This is a genomic window from Phycicoccus sp. Soil802 (assembly GCF_001429605.1).
GTDB lineage: Bacteria > Actinomycetota > Actinomycetes > Actinomycetales > Dermatophilaceae > Pedococcus.
Genome location: NZ_LMSS01000002.1, coordinates 23,108 through 41,147 on the forward strand (window position 1 = coordinate 23,108; position 18,040 = coordinate 41,147).

Annotated in this window: 23 protein-coding genes; 11 read left to right on the forward strand and 12 right to left on the reverse strand. The window is 72.2% G+C overall.

Going from position 1 to position 18,040, the window contains the following annotated elements:
* Position 1: 1 nt before the first annotated feature.
* From ASG91_RS03590 to ASG91_RS03600, 3 genes are read right to left on the reverse strand one after another with little or no spacing between them, the layout of a single operon-like run.
* Complete coding sequence (locus ASG91_RS03590; RefSeq protein WP_056921285.1) at positions 2–892, reverse strand: DUF5926 family protein; 891 nt, start codon at positions 890–892, stop codon at positions 2–4.
* Positions 893–929: 37 nt separating this feature from the next.
* Complete coding sequence (locus ASG91_RS03595) at positions 930–1,403, reverse strand: ATP-binding protein (RefSeq protein WP_056921756.1); 474 nt, start codon at positions 1,401–1,403, stop codon at positions 930–932.
* A gap of 40 nt (positions 1,404–1,443) precedes the next feature.
* Complete coding sequence (locus ASG91_RS03600; protein WP_235543229.1) at positions 1,444–2,295, reverse strand: glycerophosphodiester phosphodiesterase family protein; 852 nt, start codon at positions 2,293–2,295, stop codon at positions 1,444–1,446.
* 146 nt (positions 2,296–2,441) lie between these two features.
* On the opposite strand from ASG91_RS03600, the gene ASG91_RS03605 reads away from it, so the two are divergent.
* From ASG91_RS03605 to ASG91_RS03620, 4 genes are all read left to right on the forward strand, one after another.
* The gene (locus tag ASG91_RS03605) at positions 2,442–2,927 is read left to right on the forward strand and encodes an RNA polymerase sigma factor (RefSeq protein ID WP_056921286.1); all 486 of its coding nucleotides are present in this window, start codon (positions 2,442–2,444) and stop codon (positions 2,925–2,927) included.
* Positions 2,924–3,514 (forward strand): methylated-DNA--[protein]-cysteine S-methyltransferase, encoded by a 591-nt coding sequence (locus ASG91_RS03610; protein ID WP_056921287.1) that lies wholly within the window; start codon positions 2,924–2,926, stop codon positions 3,512–3,514. Before ASG91_RS03605 ends, ASG91_RS03610 begins: the two co-directional genes overlap by 4 nt.
* 4 nt (positions 3,515–3,518) lie before the next feature.
* Positions 3,519–4,010 carry a nucleoside deaminase gene (locus tag ASG91_RS03615; protein WP_056921288.1) on the forward strand — a complete coding sequence of 164 codons (492 nt, stop codon included), beginning with the start codon at positions 3,519–3,521 and terminating at the stop codon, positions 4,008–4,010.
* An 82-nt stretch (positions 4,011–4,092) separates the two neighbouring features.
* Positions 4,093–5,238 carry a N(5)-(carboxyethyl)ornithine synthase gene (locus ASG91_RS03620; RefSeq protein WP_056921289.1) on the forward strand — a complete coding sequence of 382 codons (1,146 nt, stop codon included), beginning with the start codon at positions 4,093–4,095 and terminating at the stop codon, positions 5,236–5,238.
* On the opposite strand, the gene ASG91_RS03625 is transcribed toward ASG91_RS03620, so the two are convergent.
* The 4 genes from ASG91_RS03625 to ASG91_RS03640 form a co-directional block, all read right to left on the reverse strand.
* Positions 5,235–5,840, reverse strand: coding sequence for a DUF421 domain-containing protein (locus tag ASG91_RS03625; protein WP_082593889.1), 606 nt, complete (start codon positions 5,838–5,840; stop codon positions 5,235–5,237). The genes ASG91_RS03620 and ASG91_RS03625 overlap by 4 nt on opposite strands.
* Positions 5,841–5,909: 69 nt before the next feature.
* On the reverse strand, positions 5,910–6,980 hold the full coding sequence (locus tag ASG91_RS03630; RefSeq protein WP_256363714.1) for an aldo/keto reductase: 1,071 nt from the start codon (positions 6,978–6,980) through the stop codon (positions 5,910–5,912).
* Positions 6,977–7,546, reverse strand: coding sequence for a dihydrofolate reductase family protein (locus ASG91_RS03635; RefSeq protein WP_056921290.1), 570 nt, complete (start codon positions 7,544–7,546; stop codon positions 6,977–6,979). Before ASG91_RS03635 ends, ASG91_RS03630 begins: the two co-directional genes overlap by 4 nt.
* Positions 7,547–7,567: 21 nt before the next feature.
* Positions 7,568–10,162 (reverse strand): hypothetical protein, encoded by a 2,595-nt coding sequence (locus ASG91_RS03640; protein ID WP_200961218.1) that lies wholly within the window; start codon positions 10,160–10,162, stop codon positions 7,568–7,570.
* Between the two features lie 264 nt (positions 10,163–10,426).
* On the opposite strand from ASG91_RS03640, the gene ASG91_RS03645 reads away from it, so the two are divergent.
* The 3 genes from ASG91_RS03645 to ASG91_RS03655 are packed head-to-tail and all read left to right on the forward strand — an operon-like array spanning position 10,427 to position 12,677.
* A complete protein-coding gene (locus ASG91_RS03645; protein ID WP_056921291.1) occupies positions 10,427–10,975 on the forward strand; it encodes a dihydrofolate reductase family protein in 549 nt (182 codons plus the stop codon).
* A gap of 48 nt (positions 10,976–11,023) precedes the next feature.
* Complete coding sequence (locus ASG91_RS03650) at positions 11,024–11,389, forward strand: YciI family protein (RefSeq protein WP_235544104.1); 366 nt, start codon at positions 11,024–11,026, stop codon at positions 11,387–11,389.
* 25 nt (positions 11,390–11,414) lie between these two features.
* Positions 11,415–12,677, forward strand: coding sequence for an RNA polymerase sigma factor (locus tag ASG91_RS03655; protein ID WP_056921292.1), 1,263 nt, complete (start codon positions 11,415–11,417; stop codon positions 12,675–12,677).
* An 88-nt stretch (positions 12,678–12,765) separates the two neighbouring features.
* Here ASG91_RS03655 and ASG91_RS03660 read toward each other — a convergent pair whose 3' ends face one another.
* Entirely contained in the window at positions 12,766–13,170 is a 405-nt protein-coding gene (locus ASG91_RS03660) for a helix-turn-helix domain-containing protein (protein WP_235545375.1), read from the reverse strand.
* 27 nt (positions 13,171–13,197) lie between these two features.
* On the opposite strand from ASG91_RS03660, the gene ASG91_RS03665 reads away from it, so the two are divergent.
* The gene (locus ASG91_RS03665) at positions 13,198–13,698 is read left to right on the forward strand and encodes a hypothetical protein (protein WP_157605992.1); all 501 of its coding nucleotides are present in this window, start codon (positions 13,198–13,200) and stop codon (positions 13,696–13,698) included.
* Positions 13,699–13,705: 7 nt separating this feature from the next.
* Here ASG91_RS03665 and ASG91_RS03670 read toward each other — a convergent pair whose 3' ends face one another.
* The 4 genes from ASG91_RS03670 to ASG91_RS03685 all read right to left on the reverse strand — a co-directional run bounded on the left by ASG91_RS03670 (position 13,706) and on the right by ASG91_RS03685 (position 16,398).
* On the reverse strand, positions 13,706–14,143 hold the full coding sequence (locus ASG91_RS03670) for a VOC family protein (protein WP_056921294.1): 438 nt from the start codon (positions 14,141–14,143) through the stop codon (positions 13,706–13,708).
* A 49-nt stretch (positions 14,144–14,192) separates the two neighbouring features.
* The gene (locus ASG91_RS03675) at positions 14,193–15,404 is read right to left on the reverse strand and encodes an ATP-binding protein (RefSeq protein ID WP_056921295.1); all 1,212 of its coding nucleotides are present in this window, start codon (positions 15,402–15,404) and stop codon (positions 14,193–14,195) included.
* A 138-nt stretch (positions 15,405–15,542) separates the two neighbouring features.
* On the reverse strand, positions 15,543–16,061 hold the full coding sequence (locus ASG91_RS03680) for a DUF3806 domain-containing protein (RefSeq protein ID WP_056921296.1): 519 nt from the start codon (positions 16,059–16,061) through the stop codon (positions 15,543–15,545).
* A gap of 10 nt (positions 16,062–16,071) precedes the next feature.
* On the reverse strand, positions 16,072–16,398 hold the full coding sequence (locus ASG91_RS03685) for a rhodanese-like domain-containing protein (protein ID WP_056921297.1): 327 nt from the start codon (positions 16,396–16,398) through the stop codon (positions 16,072–16,074).
* A gap of 82 nt (positions 16,399–16,480) precedes the next feature.
* On the opposite strand from ASG91_RS03685, the gene ASG91_RS03690 reads away from it, so the two are divergent.
* The 3 genes from ASG91_RS03690 to ASG91_RS03700 are packed head-to-tail and all read left to right on the forward strand — an operon-like array spanning position 16,481 to position 18,031.
* Positions 16,481–17,422 carry an aminoglycoside phosphotransferase family protein gene (locus tag ASG91_RS03690; protein ID WP_056921298.1) on the forward strand — a complete coding sequence of 314 codons (942 nt, stop codon included), beginning with the start codon at positions 16,481–16,483 and terminating at the stop codon, positions 17,420–17,422.
* Between the two features lie 56 nt (positions 17,423–17,478).
* Complete coding sequence (locus ASG91_RS03695; protein ID WP_056921299.1) at positions 17,479–17,712, forward strand: YlcI/YnfO family protein; 234 nt, start codon at positions 17,479–17,481, stop codon at positions 17,710–17,712.
* Positions 17,713–17,716: 4 nt separating this feature from the next.
* A complete protein-coding gene (locus ASG91_RS03700) occupies positions 17,717–18,031 on the forward strand; it encodes a type II toxin-antitoxin system PemK/MazF family toxin (protein WP_056921300.1) in 315 nt (104 codons plus the stop codon).
* Positions 18,032–18,040: the final 9 nt, after the last annotated feature.

The following is an 18,040-nucleotide window of genomic DNA, read 5'->3' on the forward strand; positions in this document are numbered from 1 at the left end:
GTCAGCGCAGCGTGACCTGGCGGCTGAGCAGGCCGGACCGGGCCCGGCGCTCCTCCGCGGTGAGGGGCGCCTCGGACGCCGCGGCGGCGGCATACCGGGTGATGAACTCGCCCAGCGCGGTCTCGTAGTCATCGGCGGACTTGGCGGCATCGAGGTCCCACACCGGGACCAGCAGCCCACAGGCGCGGAACGCCCCGAGCAGGCGGGTCTGGTCACCGAGGCCACTGCCACCTGCGGCGTGCAACCGGGCGAGCGCGTCGGTGGCGACGTCCTCGTCCTGCGGCAGGACCAGGCGGATGTGGGTGCGCTCGCCGATGCGGCACCAGTAGGCCGAGTCGGTGGCGGACATCTTGACCGTGGGGATGACGGACTCGTTCGCGCGGTCGAGCGAGGCCTTGGCGTCGTCGTCGAGCTCGCTGTCGCCGACCCAGAAGCCGAAACCCTCGTGGACGGTCACCTCGAACGGCGCCGAGGTGTCGAGCAGGTCCTGCAGCCGCGGGGTGTCGGCGGTGGCCGCCGGGGTGCCGGTGATCGGGGTGCCCTGCTCGGCGGAGGCGGCGGCCAGCAGCGAGGTCGCCAGGTCGCGCGAGGCATCGCCGGAGATCGAGCCCGACTGGGAGCCGACGAAGACGGTGCCGTCGGCGCGGTGCAGGCCGGGCCAGGCGAGCGGCAGCACGGTCGCGATGGTCACCTCGCTCGGCGCGCCCTCGGGCGCCTGACCTTTGGCGAAGGCCACCGTCGCGGTGGCCGACGGCAGGATCTCGCGCATCGCGACCCAGTCGGTCTCACCCGGCAGGCCCTCGAACGGACGAGCGACGAACGGTGCGGGCTCGACGCGCGCGGTGGCGGAGCCGTGGTCTGCGCCCTTGCGGCGACGTGTTGCCTTACCCATGACGAGAACCCTATTGCCTCGGGTGACCGGGGATTCCTCAGTGGCTGCGGCGGCGGGAGGGTCCGCCGAGCGAGGCCCAGACGGTCGAGCCACTGCGGTCCTCGGTCACGCCCCACTCGTGGGCGAGGCTGCGGACGATCCGCAGGCCCCGGCCCGACGGGGCCCAGATCGTGCGCGGCGCCGGGCGCGGGGTGCTCTCGCTGCCGCCGTCGGTCACCTCGACCTCGACGACCCCGGCCTTGACCTTCCAGTGCACGCGCAGGTTGCCGTCGGCGAGGGGCCGGGCGTGGCGGATCGAGTTGGAGACCAGTTCGGAGACGACGATCTCGGCCTCGTCGACCACGGCTGCGGACACGTCCCTGGCCTCGAGGTCGTCGACGAGGGCCTTGCGCACCTGGGCCACGGAGGTGGCCCGCCACGGGACGCGGACGGTGCGGGAGGAGTCCCGAAGCCGACCACCCGAGGGCGGTTCGGAGCGCGGGGAGCGTTCTCCCAGCGGTGCAGCTGCCATGCGCGGGCCCATGTCCGATCTATCCGTGTCCGGTCGGAGACTACCGACTGGCTTCGAGAGCGTCGAGAACCGCGCGGGGGCGGTTGGTGATGATGGCGTCGACGCCGAGGTCGAGACAGAGGTCGATGTCCTCCGGCTCGTCGACGGTCCAGACGTAGACCTCGTGCCCGTGACGATGCTGTCTGGCCACCGTCTGGGGGTAGCGGCGGACGATCTTGACGTCCAGCCCGACCGTGTGGATCCCCTTCGGCAGCGACCCGTCGCGGAACCGCAGGGGCATCGAGTCCTCGACCAGGTAGACCGCGGGGACGTCGGGGCAGAGCTGGCGCATCCGCTGGACCGCCAGCTGCGAGAACGACATGACCCTGACCCAGTGCCGGCCCTCGCGCCGCGGGCCGGTGAGGTCGAACTCCTGCAGCACCCGGGCCAGCTGCCGCTCCACCAGCCCGGCATAGCGCGTGGGGTGCTTGGTCTCGATCACCAGGCCCACCGGGCGCTCGGACTCCAGCACGTTGGTGAGCAGGTTGCGCAACGTGAGCAGCCGGTTGCGGTCGCGGTCCGGCAGCTCGAGGTCGCGCGGGTGGTCCTGCTTCCACGATCCCCAGTCGAGGCCCTCGAGCTCGGCCAGCTCGAGGGTCGAGACGATGCCGCGCCCGTTCGACGTGCGGTTGACCCGCCGGTCGTGCACGCAGACCAGGTGGGAGTCGGCGGTGAGCCGGACGTCGCACTCGAGGGCGTCCGCGCCCTCCTCGATCGCGCGCACGTAGGCGCGCAGCGTGTGCTCGGGCTCCGCGAGGCTCGACCCCCGGTGCGCGATGACGAGCGGACCATGCCGCGCGGGATCAGGGCGGGCGGGTCCGGCCACAGGCGCTGGGACGCCGTCGTCGAGCACCCGACCATGGTTCCACACGACGAGCCGAAGCACCCGTGACCGGGCCGGTGCCGCGAGGTGCCTTGATGCGGCACGATGGCCACCGCCCGGCGGCGCGGCCGGGGGCTCGACCAGGCGGCTCACAGGACCGGGAGGTGCGGCGTTCCATGGGTGTGAAACTGCCCGCCTTCCAGACCCTCGTCGACGCCCACTGGCGCGACGTCGCCCGCCTCGCCCACGCCCTCGCCGGCCCGGTCGACGGGGACGACGTGGCCCAGCAGGCGTGGACGCAGGCGCTCGCGGCCTACCCGTCGCTGCGCTCGGCCACGAACCTGCGGGGCTGGCTGCTCACGATCACGCACCGGTGCGCCATGGACGTGCACCGGGGACGGGCCCGCCGCGCGGTGCCCCACGACGACCCGGCCTCCTTGTCCGAGGGGCCGGCCGCACCACCCGCTGACGCGGGGCTGCCCGACGGCCCGCTCTGGGCCTCGGTCGCGGCCCTGCCCCCACGACAACGCGAGGCCGTCGTCCTCAAGTACGTCGCCGACCTCGACCACCCCACCATCGCCGCCGCGCTGGGCACCTCGCCCGCGATGAGCCGGCGCCTCGTGAGCGATGCGCTCGCGACCTTGCGCAAGGAGCTGCCATGACCGACCCCACCACCCGCCTCGCGGAGTTCGCGCCCAGCCCGTCCCACCTCCGCCCGCCGGTGCTCCCCCCGAGCGACGTGTCCTACGTCGTGGAGGACACCGTGATCGGCCGAATGCTGCTGGCCCGCAACGACTCTGGCGCGATGGTCGCCTCCGCGTTCGTGCCCACGGCGGAGGACGAGGAGCACGTGCTCACCCGCCTGAGCGAGCGCATCTCGCCCCGCGTCCTGCGGCAGCCGCGCGATCTCGACGAGGCCCGCACCGAGCTCGAGTCGTTCCTCGCCGGCCGCACCCGGGCGTTCTCGCTGCGCACCGACCTGGCCCTCGCCTCCGACTTCCAGCGGTCGGTGCTCCCCCGCCTCGCGGCGACCGTCGGCTACGGCGACCGCGCCACCTACGGCGAGCTCGCCGCCCGCGTCGACCGACCGAAGGCCGCGCGCGCGGTCGGGGCCGCGCTGGGCGCGAACCCGTTGTGCGTCGTGCTGCCCTGTCACCGGATCGTGGCGTCCAATGGCGCGCTCACCGGGTATGCCGGAGGGCTGGCCGCCAAGCGCTACCTGCTCGAGCTCGAGGCCGGGGTTAAATGACTCCATGGCTCTCTCCGACGTCGACCTGACCCACCTGCGCCGGTGCGTGGACCTGGCCCGCGGAGGCCTCGACGCCGGTGACGAACCGTTCGGCTCGGTGCTGGTCGACGGCGCCGGGCAGGTCCGCTTCGCCGACCGCAACCGGGTGCAGGACGGTGACCAGACCCGGCACCCGGAGTTCGAGGCGGCCAAGTGGGCCGCCCTGAACCTGCCGGCCGACGAGCGGGGCGCGTGCACCGTCTACACCTCCGGCGAGCACTGTGCGATGTGCTCCGCCGCGCACGCGTGGGTCGGCCTGGGCCGCATCGTGTATGCCGTGTCGACCGACCAGCTCGTCGGCTGGCTCCGCGCGTGGGGCGTGCCGCCGGGACCGGTGAACCCCCTTCCCGTCCAGGCCGTCGCGCCGGGACTGCCCGTGGACGGGCCGGCACCCGAGCTCGAGCAGGAGGTGCGGGAGCTGCACCGGCGACTGCACGGCATACCGGAGGGGCGGTAGCCGCCCGTCGCAGGGTCGCGCGCGGGCCGGCCGGTGGTGGCGCGGAACTGTGTTAGACAGGGCAGAAACCAAGGAGCCCTCGATGGACCAGCTCAGCGTCGGACTCGTCGGCACCTCGCGCAAGGAGAACGAGCGTCGGCTGCCGATCCACCCGCTCCACTTCGGCCGGATCGGGGCGGACCTGCGCCCGCGGATCTTCCTCGAGGAGGGCTACGGCCGGCAGTTCGGGGTCAGCGATGCCGAGCTGGCGCCCCAGGTCGGCGGCATCCTGACGCGGGCCGAGCTGGTCGCGCGGTGCGACGTCGTCACGATGCCCAAGCCGACCCCTGCCGACGTCGCGGAGCTGCGGGACGGCCAGGTCCTGTGGGGCTGGCCGCACTGTGTCCAGGACGGTGCGATCACCCAGCTCGCGATCGACAAGCGGCTGACGATGATCGCCTTCGAGGCGATGAACCTCTGGGGCAGCGACGGCTCCTTCAAGCTGCACGTGCTGCACAAGAACAACGAGATCGCCGGCTACGCCTCGGTGCTGCACGCGCTGGCGCTGGTGGGCTCCACGGGTGACTACGGCCGCCGACTCAGCGCGGCCGTGATCGGCTTCGGGGCCACCGCCCGGGGCGCCGTGACCGCCTTGAGCGCGTTGGGGGTCAACCAGGTCGACATCCTCACCCAGCGTGACACCACTGCTGTCGCGTCGCCGATCCACTCGGCCCGGATCGTGCAGTTCGACCGGGGCGAGGCGGACGTGCGGCCGCTGGAGGTCTTCCTCGAAGAGGGCAACGAGACGATGCCCGGTTTCCTCGCGTCGCACGACATCATCGTCAACTGCGTGCTCCAGGACCCACTGCGGCCGATGATGTTCCTCGAGGACGAGGACCTGCCCGCCCTGGCCCCGGGGACCTTGGTCATCGACGTGTCCTGCGACGAGGGCATGGGGTTTGCCTGGGCCCGGCCGACGACGTTCGAGGCGCCGATGTTCGTCGTCGGGGACAACGTGCAGTACTACGGCGTCGACCACAGCCCGTCCTACCTCTGGAACTCCGCCACGTGGGAGATCAGTGAATCGCTGCTCCCGCACCTGGCCACGGTGATGGGAGGACCCGAGTCCTGGGCGGCTGACGACACGGTCCGCCGGGCGATCGAGATCCAGGACGGGATGGTCCGCAACGAGGACATCCTGGCCTTCCAGTCGCGCGAGCCGGAGTACCCCTACGCCGTCAGGGCCTAGCCACGGGCGGGGCCGCTGCCCTGCGCCTCGAGGCGCGCGGTGAGGGCCTCGACCGCACGACGCAGGTCGCCGATCGTGGCGGTGCGGGCGTCGGGCTGGAGCTCGACCGTGACCGAGCCACCGGGCTCGACGGCCACCCGGCGCACCTGGCTCAGCGAGTCGGCGCCCTGGGCCTGGATGGCGTTGTCGAGCTCCTCCGGCGTCATCCCGAGGTGCAGCAGCGCGCGGTCGTCGAGGAGCCCGTCCGTGACCACCACGGTGGGACGACCGTCGAGCAGCCAGGCGAGCCACGGGATGCGCAGGGTCAGGCGGTCCAGGCCGGCGTTGACGAGGACGAGCACCGCAGCGCCGAGCAGCCCGCCGACCAGCGAGTTGTCCTCACCGATGATGGCGTTCTGGACCACGTTGGACAGCAGCAGCACCACGACGAGGTCCTGCGAGTTCATCTGTCCCATCAGGCGTTTGCCTGCGATCCGGATGACGATCAGGATCCCGAGGTAGACCGCGACCGTGCGGATGACCTTCTCGGCCGGGGGCATCGGCAGGTGGAGGAGGTCGTCGACGACCCCCTGCTGTGCCGCGGCGACGACGTGCTGGACCATGGCTGGCTCCTCGGGCTGATGGCTTCCCGGGCAGGTGGCTGCTCGGGCTGGTGGCCGCTCGGGTGGTGGCTACTCGCGCCCGGAGGAGATCCAGGCCGGGTCCTTGCTCAGGTTGCGGTCGCCCTCGGCGAGCGCCGCGGCCGCGTCGAGCCGGGCCAGGTGGTCGGCGCCGAGCCGGACGTCGAGGGCACCGAGGTTCTCGTCGACGCGCTCCGCTCGGCGGGTGCCGGGGATCGGGACGACGGGTAGGCCGAGCCGCTCGCCCTGGGCGTAGAGCCAGGCCAGCGCCACCTGCGCGGGGGTGGCCCCGACCTCGGTGGCCACCTCGGTCACGACCTGCACGACCCGCTGGTTGGCGTCGAAGCCGGCGTCGAACCTCGGGTGGCCCTTGAGCATCGACCCGGCGACGGCCTCCTTGGTCATCGCACCGGTGAGGAACCCCCGGCCCAGCGGCGAGTACGGCACGAACCCGGCGCCCACCTCGACGGCGGCCGGGACGACCTGCGCCTCGACGTCCCGCGACCAGATGCTCCACTCGCTCTGCACCGCGCTGATCGCGTGCACCGCGGCCGCCGCGCGCAGCTCGGTCGCCGTGACCTCGGAGAGGCCGAGGTGTCGCACCTTGCCCGCTGCGACGAGCTCGGCCATCGCCCCGACCGTCTCCTCGATCGGCACGCTGACGTCGCGGCGGTGCAGGTAGTACAGGTCGATGACGTCGGTGCCGAGCCGCCGCAGCGACGCCTCGGCCGCACTGCGCACGTAGGCCGCGTCGCCCCGGACCCCGGTCGCGCCGGGCCCCTGGTTGGGGACACCGGTGATGCCGAACTTCGTGGCGAGCTGCACCTCGTCGCGGCGGTCGCGCAGCAGCTGGGCCACCAGCTCCTCGTTGGTGCCGGCCGGGCCCTCGACGCCTTCGCGGGGCTGGCCGTAGACGTCGGCGGTGTCGATGAAGGTGACTCCGGCATCCACCGCGTGGTGCAGGGTGCGCAGCCCCTCGGCGGGGTCGGTCTCGCCGTACACGTGGGTGATCGCCATCCCGCCGAACCCGAGTCGGCTGACCTCGAGCCCGTGCCCGAGGTCGACCCGTCGCGCTCCGCCGGTGGCACCCACGTCCTGGCCACCCACGACCTGGCCGCTCACGCCTGGTCCTGGGAGGCTGCGGCTGCGGGGCCGTAGGACAGGTGGACCACACCGTTGGCGTAGACGTCGCTGTCCAGGAGGGCGAGCCTGGTCGGGCTGCTGCCCTCGGTGAACAGCCGCTCCCCCGCGCCGAGCGCGATCGGGTAGACGAACAGGTGCAGCTCGTCGACCAGCCCGTCGGCGAGCAGCCCGCGCACGAGCTGGCCGCTGCCCGAGACGTAGATGGTGCCGTCGGTGTCGTCCTTCAGCCGTCGGATGGCGTCGGCGTCGTAGCCGCCGAGTCGTTCGCTCGGGCCCCACTCCTCGGTCGGCGCCCCCTTCCCCACGACGTACTTGGTGGTCTCGTTGAAGAACGGTGCACCCGGGTCCTGCTCCACCGTGCGGTCCCGCCAGGCGGGAGCGAACATGTCGAACGTCGTGCGCCCCAGCAGGATCGCGGTGGCACCACCGGTGACGCCGGCGAGGGTCTCCCCCATCGCCGGGTCGAAACCGAACTCGAAGGTCCAGCTCGGCGACTCGAAGACGCCGTCGAGGGAGATGAACTCGTGGACTGCGATCTGACCCATGGAGCCGACCCTGCCACGCCGTCAGGAGGTCGTCACCTCCAGGGTGTGCGTTCCTGCCTTGGTCGGGACGGTCACCTCGAGGCCGCGGTTGGTCGTGCGGCTGGTCCAGCTGGACAGCACCTGACCGTCGAGCACGACCCGCGTCACGGTGCTGCCGCGCGGGACGGTGTGCCCGATCCAGACCTTGTCGGCGCCCACGGCCGAGCCGACCGTGACCGTCGTCGTGTAGCGCGACCCGGCCACGGAGGCCGACACGTCGGCGAAGCCACCGCCGAGCCGGATGTGCGCACCGGAGACCGACGGCTGACCGGCCGGCACCTGCGGGACCACGACCAGCTGGCCGTTGCCGAGGTCGGGCTGCAGGCCGAGCCACTGGTGCACCACCGCCCACGCGGTGCCGTAGTTGCCCCAGGCCTGCATGAACATCGAGCGGCAGGTCCAGCAGCGGTCGATGTTCGCGCCCTGGTCCGGCGAGGGGAAGATCTCCGGCATGGCACCGGGCTGCTCGTCCGGCGTCCCGCCGGTGGCGGGCTCGGCGAACATCGGGTCGGCCAGCGCGTGGGTGTAGCGCTGCTGCTGTCCGGCGCCGAGCCGGCCGTAGTTGCCCTCACCGATCGACTGGATCGACGTGGTCAGGCCGAAGACGACCTTCTCGCCCTGGCCGGTCGCGCCACCGCCACACCCGGTGTGGAAGAGGCCGGTGGACAGCGGCGCGGTCCCGCTGTAGCAGGGGTCCTCACGACCGGCGAGCGCCGCCGTCCCGTGGGCGTACGGCGCGAGCCCGGGCGCGGTGCGGTCGTTGACCTGGAGCTCGGCCTCCATCGGGGTCTGTCCGATCCAGTGCTTCTGGAAGGACTGGACGTTGCCGGGATCGGCGAGCGAGTCGGCGTACTGGGACGCCGCGGCATACCACCACGCCGTGTCGAAGCGGTCGTGCACCTGGCGGGCCAGGGTGCTGGCCCAGGCGAAGGTGGTGCCGTCGTGCTTGGCCTTGGCCATGGTGGCCAGGTCGTAGAGCCCGCGGACGTAGTAGACGGTGTTGTCGAGCTTCTCGGTGCCCATCCCGCCGCGCTCGACGTTGCCGAGGCCCTCGGGGAAGCCGTCGTGGTCGGCGTCGAGGGTGCGCGTGACGTACCTGAGGTTGCGCACCGAGAAGTCGTACAGCTCGTCGCGGAACCGGTCGTCCCCGGTCCAGCGCCACAGGAGCGCCACCGTGCTCGGGAACTTCACCGTCTCGTCGGTGTTGAAGTTGTAGGTCGTGGAGCCGTCCGGGTTGGTGCTGCGCGAGTCCTGGCCGTACCAGATCGAGCCGTCCGAGATGACCTCGTGGGTCACGACACCCGAGCGGTTGTTGAGGATGTCGGAGACGTCGCGCAGGGCCCGCAGGTGGTCCTTGATCGCCTCGAACTGCCCGACCGACACCGACGCGAACGCGGTGTACTCGGCATCGGTCCCGAAGAGCCACGGGTAGTCGGGGAAGCCGGCCCCGATCCAGGTCGCCTTGGCAACCGTCCCCGACGGTGCCGGGAACTGCTTGCCCTGGTTGGTCCAGCGGATCTGCAGGTCGGTCGCCGTCTGGGTGAGGTCGGCGATGTTCTGCTTGCCCCACTGGACCGCCTCCTGCACCAGCGGGTCACCCGGCAGGGACAGCTGGGTCAGCTGCGCGAGCGCCTGGCGCGAGGCCTTCTTGGCGGCCAGCGCGGCAGCCGGGTCGGCCAGCGCCTTGGCGAGCTCGTCGCGGGCGGAGGTCAGCCCCTGGTCGGAGCCGGCGACGGCGAGCCAGATGGTCTGCGAGCCACCCGCCGGCAGGTCGAGGCTGTAGGTCAGCCGGCCGCCGGTGCCCTTGCCGAAGGGTCCGTCGTCACAGGCCGAGGGCTTGGGGTCCGCCGGGGCGCCGGTCTCGGTGCCGGTGCAGCGGTGGCCGGCCTGGGGTCCGTAGAACTGGGTGCCGATCTGTCCCGTGGTCGGGGTGGCCGACGTCCCGACGACGGCGGCGTAGTGGTGGACCGGTGCCCCGGGCAGGGCGCCGTCGTCGGTGAAGACCAGGCTCTTGCCGTCGTAGGCCCCGGTGTCCGGGAGGTTGTCGCTCGCGTTGGGCGTCACCCCGCCGAAGCCCCACGGGTACTGGCCCATCAGCTCGGAGTGGGCGTCGACCGCGAGCGTGGCGGTCCGGGCGGCACCCGGGTTGGTCACGGTCAGGCCGAAGAGTGCGCCGCGGACGCCGTCAGGAACGAAGTCGGTCCGGGCGACCTTGAGGCCCGCGGTGTCGGGCAGGTCGTAGCGGCTGTAGCCCCACCCGCTCGTGAACGTGGTCGCCGGACCCACCCACTGGTCGTCGAGGCCGAACCACACGCCGTCGACCAGCTTCAGCGGCGGGGTCCAGACCCCACCCATCTCACCGGTGATGTGCCAGCCGTTCGCGTAGAACCGACCGTCCTCGAACCCGACCGAGTAGGCCCGGGTCCCCGCCGAGACCTCCCGCCGGTCGGCGAGCCGGGTGCTCACCGACAGCTCGTCGCCGGCCGCGGCGGCGGCTGCCGTGACGGGGAGCTGGGTCGCCATGACGGCCGCTCCGAGGATGAGCGCGGTGGCACCGGCAACGTGAGATCGAGACATCGTCGTCCTCCGACCGGGAAGGGGCAGCGACGTCGGGCGGCGTCGCCTGGGTGGTCGGGACCGTTCGTCCGCGGGTTCACGGACGAATTGTCCGGACCTTCGGACGTTACACCCGCCCCGCCGGTATGCCGCGTGGAAAATTCTCGAGAAATCTTCCGGAGGCTGTCGAAACCGCGGTGCGCCGTTCGGCGAAGGGGGTGAAGGCACCGAGAGGCGGTGCCGCCGGGACGGTCGGGAGACCACCCACTCACCGAGGAGCACACCATGGGATCCATCAAGGCAAGCCTGTTCATCTCCCTCGACGGCGTCATCGAGTCGCCGGAGAGCTGGCACTTCCCCTACTTCAACGACGAGATGGGCGCCGTGGTCGGTGCCCAGATGGCGGCTGCGGACGCGACCCTGCTGGGCCGCACCACCTACGACGCGTTCGCCGGCTACTGGCCGGGCGCCGACCCGGCCGACCCGTTCACCGCGGCGATGAACGGGGCCCGCAAGTACGTCGTGTCCTCGACCCTCACCGAGGCCACCTGGGAGAACTCCACCGTCGTGAGCGGCGACGTGGCCGCCGAGCTCACCGCGCTCAAGCAGGACACCGACCTCGGCACCACCGGCAGCGCGACGCTCGTGCGGTGGCTGCTCGAGCAGGGGCTGGTCGACGAGCTGCACCTGCTGGTGCACCCCATCGTCGTCGGACACGGGAAGAAGCTCTTCGAGGACGGCGCGACCGTCCCGCTGCAGCTGGTCTCGTCGCAGACCTTCGAGACCGGGGTGGTCTACCTCGTCTACGGCCCGGCTGCCGCAGCCGAGGCCTGAGGAAGAATGCGACGGAAGACCGACCGAGGAGGCACGACCGTGCGCTACATGGTGATGCACTACCAGACCCAGGCGATGGAGGACGGCATCCCGCCGACCGCGCAGGAGCAGGCCGCCATCGGGGAGTACATGAAGGAGGCGGCGATGTCCGGCGTCCTGCTCTCCGGCGAAGGAGTCGCCTCGAGCGCCAAGGGCGCCCGCATCGAGGTGCAGGACGGCGCGACCCGGGTGATCGACGGGCCGTTCGCCGAGGCCAAGGAGCTGATCGCCGGCTTCGCGATCCTCGACGTGGGCTCGCTGGACGAGGCGATCGAGCACGCGCGACGGTTCGCGCTGCTCGTGGGCAGCGACCGGGTGGACGTCCGCAAGGTCATCGAGGTGGAGGACCTCGTCCTCCCCGAGCAGCAGCGCTGACCGCGCCGACACCGGGGACGAGGCGGTGGGCACCGAGGTCGACCGGCGGGTGGCGGCCCTGTGGCGGGTGGAGTCGCCACGGGTGACCGCCCGCCTGGCCCGCCTCGTCGGCGACCTCGACACCGCCGAGGAGCTCGCCCAGGACGCCTTCGTGGCCGCCCTCGAACGGTGGCGCCGCGACGGCATACCGGACAACCCGGCGGCATGGCTCACGAAGACCGCACGCGACCTCGCCGTCGATCGGCTCCGCCGGCGCGACACCGGGCGGGCGAAGTACCAGGTGGTGGCGGCGAGCACGCCCCTGACGGTGGAGCACGACCTCGACGAGGTGGTCGACGGCGCCCTCGCGGACGACCTGCTCGGGCTGGTCTTCATGTCGTGCCACCCGATCCTGTCGGCCGACGCGCGCTCGGCCCTGACCCTCAAGCTGGTCTGCGGGCTGCGCACCGAGGACCTCGCCCGCGCGTTCCTCGCCCCCGAGGCGACCATCGCCCAGCGGATCGTGCGGGCCAAGCGGACTCTGGCCGCGGCCAACGTCCGGTTCGAGCTGCCGGGCCCGAAGGAGCGGCCGGCCCGGCTCGACGCCGTGCGCGAGGTCATCTACCTCGTCTTCAACGAGGGGCACACGGCCACGACCGGCGACAACTGGATCACTCCCGAGCTGTGCGCGGAGGCCCTGCGCCTGGGGCGGATGCTGGCCACCCTCACCCCGGGTGACACCGAGACCCTCGGCCTGCTGGCGCTGATGGAGATCCAGGCCTCCCGGCTCCCGGCCCGCCTCGCCGCGGACGGGTCCCCCGTGCTGCTGATGGACCAGGACCGCAGCCGGTGGGACCAGCTGCTGGTGCGCAGCGGGCTGACCCATGTCGAGCAGGTCGACGCCCTCGGCGGAACGGTGGGCCCCTACGCGCTCCAGGCTGCGATCGCAGCGTGCCACGCGCGGGCCCGCGTCGCCGAGGACACCGACTGGGAGCGCATCACCGCCCTCTACGACGGGTTGGCCCAGATCAGCCCCTCACCGGTCGTCGAGCTCAACCGGGGCGTGGCGACCGCCCAGGCCTTCGGGCCGGAGGCCGGGCTGGAGATCGTGCGGCCGCTGCTCGAGCGGGCCGACCTCCGCGGCTACCACCTCCTGCCGGCAGTCGTCGGAGACCTCTTGTGCCGCAATGGATCCCACGAGGAAGCCCGGGAGCACTTCCTGAGGTCCGCTGCCCTGACGAAGAACACCCGCGAGCGCGCCACGATGCAGGACCGCGCGGCGCAGTGCGCGTCGGGCCACGGAGCCTGAGACGGCGGGCGACCAGGACCGGGTGGTGGGTGGAGACCGCCCGCCGTCCACGTGGAGGACGCCGCCGGCGTCGGTTGGTGACGCGCGGTCAGGCGACCTGGTGGGCGCAGGCACGGTCCGGGTCCGCCCCCGGAGCCCCGGACCGCTCCAGGTGCGCGGTGCCCCAGAGCCGGACACCCTCGACCAGCGGGAGCGCGGTCTCGCCGTAGGGGGTGAGCCGGTAGACGACCGGCGCAGGCACCGGGCCGGTCTCGACCCGTTCCACGAGCCCGTCGGCCTGGAGCTCGCGCAGCTGCTCGGCCAGCACCTTGGCCGAGATCGGCGCGGCGCGGAGGCGCAGCCCGGCGAAGTGGGTCTCGTCGTGCGCGAGCCAGTAGAGCAGGGTCAGCTTCCACTTCCCACCGACCGCGGCGAAGGCCGCAGCCATCGGGCAGCCCGGCAACGGGTTGGGGCGCGCCGCCGAGCGGTTACCTGAAGGTGCCCTCTTGTCCATCCACCTGCTCCTCCGGATAGTCACGGCATGACCACTCACTCGACCACGTCATCGCCTGGCGGGCAAGGCGACTTCGACTGGGAGCTGGGCAGCTGGCACACCAGCGTCACGGTGCTGGCCGACCCGCTGTCGGACAGCGAGGAACGGTGGCTGGAGTTCGAGGGGACCAGCATCGTCCGACCGCTCCTGGAGGGTCGCGCCAACGTCGTCGAGCTCCGGGTGTCCGGTCCGGACGGCCAGATCGACGGCCTCAACCTGAGGCTCTACGAACCGGAGCACCAGCGCTGGAGCGCGACCTTCGCCAGCCTGCGCGACGGGATGCTGACTCCCTCGGTGTTCGGCCGGTTCCGGGACGGCGTCGGCGAGTTCCACGGCGAGGACCAGCTGGCCGGACGTCCGATCCGGGTCCGGTTCGTGATCGAGCGGGACGGGGACGACCGGGCGAGGTTCACCCAGGCCTTCTCGGACGACGACGGGGCGACCTGGGAGACCAACTGGGTCGCCACCGACACCCGCGCCGGCTCCTGATCCGCGCTCAGCCCTTCTGCAGCTCCTCGGCGAGCATCACGATGATGCCGCTGGGCCCGCGGACGTAGGTGAGGCGGTAGATGTCCTCGTACGTCCCGACCCCCCGCAGCGGGTAACACCCGTGCCGGGCCGCGACCTCCAGCGCCTCGTCGAGGTCGTCGACCGAGAAGGCCACCCGGTGCATGCCGATCTCGTTGGGCAGGGTGGGCTCGGTCTCGATCGCGTCGGGGTGGAGGTACTCGAACAGCTCGAGCCGGCCGGTGCCGTCCGGCGTCTGGAGCATGGCGATCTTGGCGTGGTTGCCGTCGAGGCCCACCGCCGTGTCGGTCCACTCGCCGCTGACCGTGTCGCGGCCCAGGACGGTCAGGCCGAGGTCGGTGAAGAAGGCGATGGTCGCCTCGAGGTCGCGGACGGCGATGGCAACGTTCTCGAGCTTGATGGGCATGCGAAGCACGCTATCGACTCGTCGCCGCCGTGTGGTGGTTCCCGAGCGGTCAGCCCTGGGTGCGCAGGTAGCGGCCGAAGTGGGGGACGGTGAACGCGATCCGACCGCGCTCGCCCGAGTAGATGAGCCCCTTCTTCAGGAGCGCATCCCTTGCGGGAGAGAGGGATTGGGGCTTGCGGTCGAGCACCGTGGCGACGGCCGACGTCGGCACCGACTCGGTCTCGTCGACCCCCTCGCCGCTCTCGGCGAGGCTCTGCGCCGCATCGGCCATCGCCCGCAGGTACTCGCGTTCGGCCGGCGTCGCCCGCTCGAACCGTGAGCCGAAGAACCCCACGGCCAGCTCCGCCTCCGCCTCGGGTGCGGCGACCGCGATGTCCTCGGCGGTGATCGGCGACCGGGGCGCGACGTCCCACGCGACCTTGCCGTAGGCCTGCACGAAGTAGGGGTAGCCGGCGGTCGCGGCATACATCGCATCCAACGCCTCCGGCGTGAACCCGGCGTCCTCGTCACCGGCCGGCGCCACGAGCGCGAGGTCGGCCGCGGCGCGGTCGAGCCGGTCGATCCGTTGGTAGCGGAACAGCCTCTCGGAGTAGGACTTCGAGGCGGACAGGACGGCTGGCAGGTGGGGCAGGCCGGCCCCGACGACGATGACGGGCAGCCCCGACTGCGAGATCTCGTGGCACGCGGCGCAGACGGCCGAGACGTCGTCGGCCGACAGGTCCTGCATCTCGTCGACGAAGACCGCGACCCCGCGGCCGACGTCCGCGGCGAGACCGCCCACGTCGGTGAGCAGCTCGACCAGGTCGATCTCGATGTCGCCGGAGTCCGCGCGCCCGGTGGCGGCCGGTGCGTCGATGCCCGGGTTCCACTTCTCCCGCAGCTTCGCGCCGGGGGCCGCGTTACGCTGGGCGAAGGCCTTGATCACACCGAGGACGTGGTCGACCTGGTCGCCGGCCGGGTGGCCGAGCTCGCGGACGGCGACGTGGAGGGCCGCGGACAGCGGGCGGCGCAGGCCCTGGTCGGGCCGCGCCTCCAGCTTGCCGGTGCCCCAGTGGGCGCGGACCGCCGCCGAGCGCAGCGCGTTGAGCAGGACGGTCTTGCCGACACCCCGGAGCCCGGTGAGCACGATCGAGCGCTCCGGGCGGCCTCGGGCGATCCGTTCGAGCACGACGTCGAAGGCGTGCAGCTGCTCGTCCCGTCCGGCCAGCTCGGGCGGGCGCTGGCCGGCTCCGGGGGCGTACGGGTTGCGTATCGGGTCCACGATCGCAGCGTATGGGTCTCTCTAGTGTTTCCCTGAGATTTGGCGATACGCCGTGATCGTGTCGGCCGTGGACGATCTGGGCGTCTGGGGCTGTCTAGCGAATGCCTGAGAAAGCCCGAGACGGAGCGAGCGGCAGGCTCAGCGGCGGCTGCGGCGCTTGACGATGTGGCCGACGACCGCGGGGACCCAGCCGGTCTCGCCACGCATCCAGCGACCGGCCACGAGGTTGTGCGGCACCACGACGAACGACCCCTTGTAGCCCTCGGTCAGCGACAGGTCAGTCCCGAAGACGTCGGTCACCACCTGCCAGTCGAGGTCGGTGTTGCGGTCGAGGTACTCGCCGATCCCGATGGCGTAACGCTCGACGATGGCGGCGTGGTCGGGGCGGTCGTCCTCGGGGGAGGCCGACCACGCGGCATACGCCCGGTCGAGGCCGGCACCGAGGGAGGCGAGGTCGTCGACGTCGACGCCGTCCTCCGTGAGGGACTCGAGGGCGGCACGGATCCGCGCCCGCTCCTCGTCACCGAGCGGGTCGACGAGCGGGCGCAGCGAGGCGTTGGGGTCGAGCGTGTCGCCAGCGCTGGGGAGAGTGCGCTCCTCGACCTGCGGCTCCGGGACCGCGTCGTCGTCGTCACGGCGCCGTCCGAACCACGCCATGTCGGCAGCCCTACTTGACCGTGGCCGAGCCGGAGTCGGCGACGAGCGGCTTGCCCGCGCCCTCCCAGGCCTTCATGCCGCCGTGCAGGTTGGCCACGTCGAAGCCCTGCTGCGAGAGCCACGCGACGGCTCGCGACGAGCGGCCACCACCGCGGCAGGCCACCGCGAGGACGCCGTCGTCGGTGTCGGGCAGCTCGTCGAGTCGCGACGGGAGCTCACCCAGCGGGATGTGCACGGCGCCCGGCGCGTGCCCGGCGTCCCACTCGTCCTGCTCGCGGACGTCGAGCACGAGGGCGTGGTCGTGGACGTCGGTGACGGGCACCTGGGGAATGCTCATGTGCCCATGTAACCACCCAGCCGCCGCTACCCCTAAACCAAAACGAGTGGGCAGGAGTCCCGCCAGGCGGCACAGTGTCGGCATGACGGGTCCGGACGAGCAGATCGCGCGGGTGGTGGCCACTGCCCGCGCCCAGGTGGGTGACCATCCTGTGCTCACGCCCGTCCTCGACGGCCTGGGCGAGCTGCTCGCCGACCTCGTGCAGCGGTGGTCGCTCACCCTCGGCGAGGTCTACGGCGAGGGTCTCGGGGTGCCGGTGGTGGCCGTCGACGCCGACGGCCGCCCGGCCGTCCTCAAGATCGACCGGGCCGGCCCCGCCTTCTCGGCGCAGGTCGCCACCCTCGAGGCGGCCCGGGGCCGGGGGTATGCCGCGGTGCTGGCTTCCGACGTCCCACGCGGCGCGGTCCTGATGGAGCGGCTCGGCGCCAGCCTCGCGTCGTCGCGGCTCGCGCCGTCGGCGCAGGTCGACCACCTGACGGCGGCGCTGCGCCTCGCGTGGGAGCTGCCGGTCGACCTGGCCCCGGTCATCGCACCCGGTGACGACAAGGCGGCGCAGCTCGCGGGGATCGTCCGGCGCTTCAGGCGGGGCGACGACGACCGCTGGGGGCCGGCGCTCGACCGGGCCCACGAGCTGGCCCGCCACCTGTCCGCCACCCGCGACCCACGCCGCGACGTGCTCTGCCACGGCGACCCGCATCCGGGCAACGCGTTGCAGGCCAACGGGATCCCGCGCTACAAGCTCGTCGACCCCGACGGCTTCCGGTGCGAGCCCGAGTACGACGTCGGGGTGACCGTGCGTGACTTCAGCCGCGAGGTGCTGGCCAGCCGCGACCACCGGACCGCCCGGGCGAGGCACGACGCGCTCTGCGACCTGGCCGCCGACCTCACCGACACCGATGCCGAGCGGGTGCGGCAGTGGGCATTCGTGGAGCGCGTCACGACTGGGCTCTACCTGCGGTGGTTCCACGACGAGGAGACCGCCGAGTCCTTCCTCGACGCAGCGACCGTGCTGCTCCCCGACTGAACGAGAGATCGCCGCATGCATCCCATTCCGGGATGCACTGCGGTAGACTGGGTCGGGTGAGCATCCAGATCGCCGTGCGCCTCCCCGACCAGATGGTCGCCTTCCTCGACAGCAGCGTCGCTTCGGGCAAGGCACCGAGCAGGGCCGCCCTCGTGGCGTCGGCCTTGGAGCGGGAGATGCGCCGACTGGCCGCCGAGCAGGACGCACAGATCCTTCGGACGCACGGCCCGGCAGATGAGCTCGACGTCCTCGTCGAGTGGACCGGCACGCACGCCGTGGTCCAGGACTGATCGGGTGCGGGAAATCTGCCTGGCCCGCCTCGACAAGACCCGACCGGTGCTGGTCCTCACGCGAGAAGCTGCCCGGAGTGCGATGACGAAGGTGACGGTGGCCCCGATCACCACGACGATCAAGGGCCTGTCCAGCGAGGTCGCCGTCGGACCGGACAACGGACTCGAGGCCGACAGCGTGATCTCACTGGACAACGTCCTGACGGTCCCGGTCGCCGTCCTCGGACGAACCGTCGGCTACCTCACCGTCGACCAAGAACGCCGACTGGCACGAGCCGTGGTCCTGGCCTACGACCTGGAGCTCCCCCTGCTCGACTGACCAGGGATC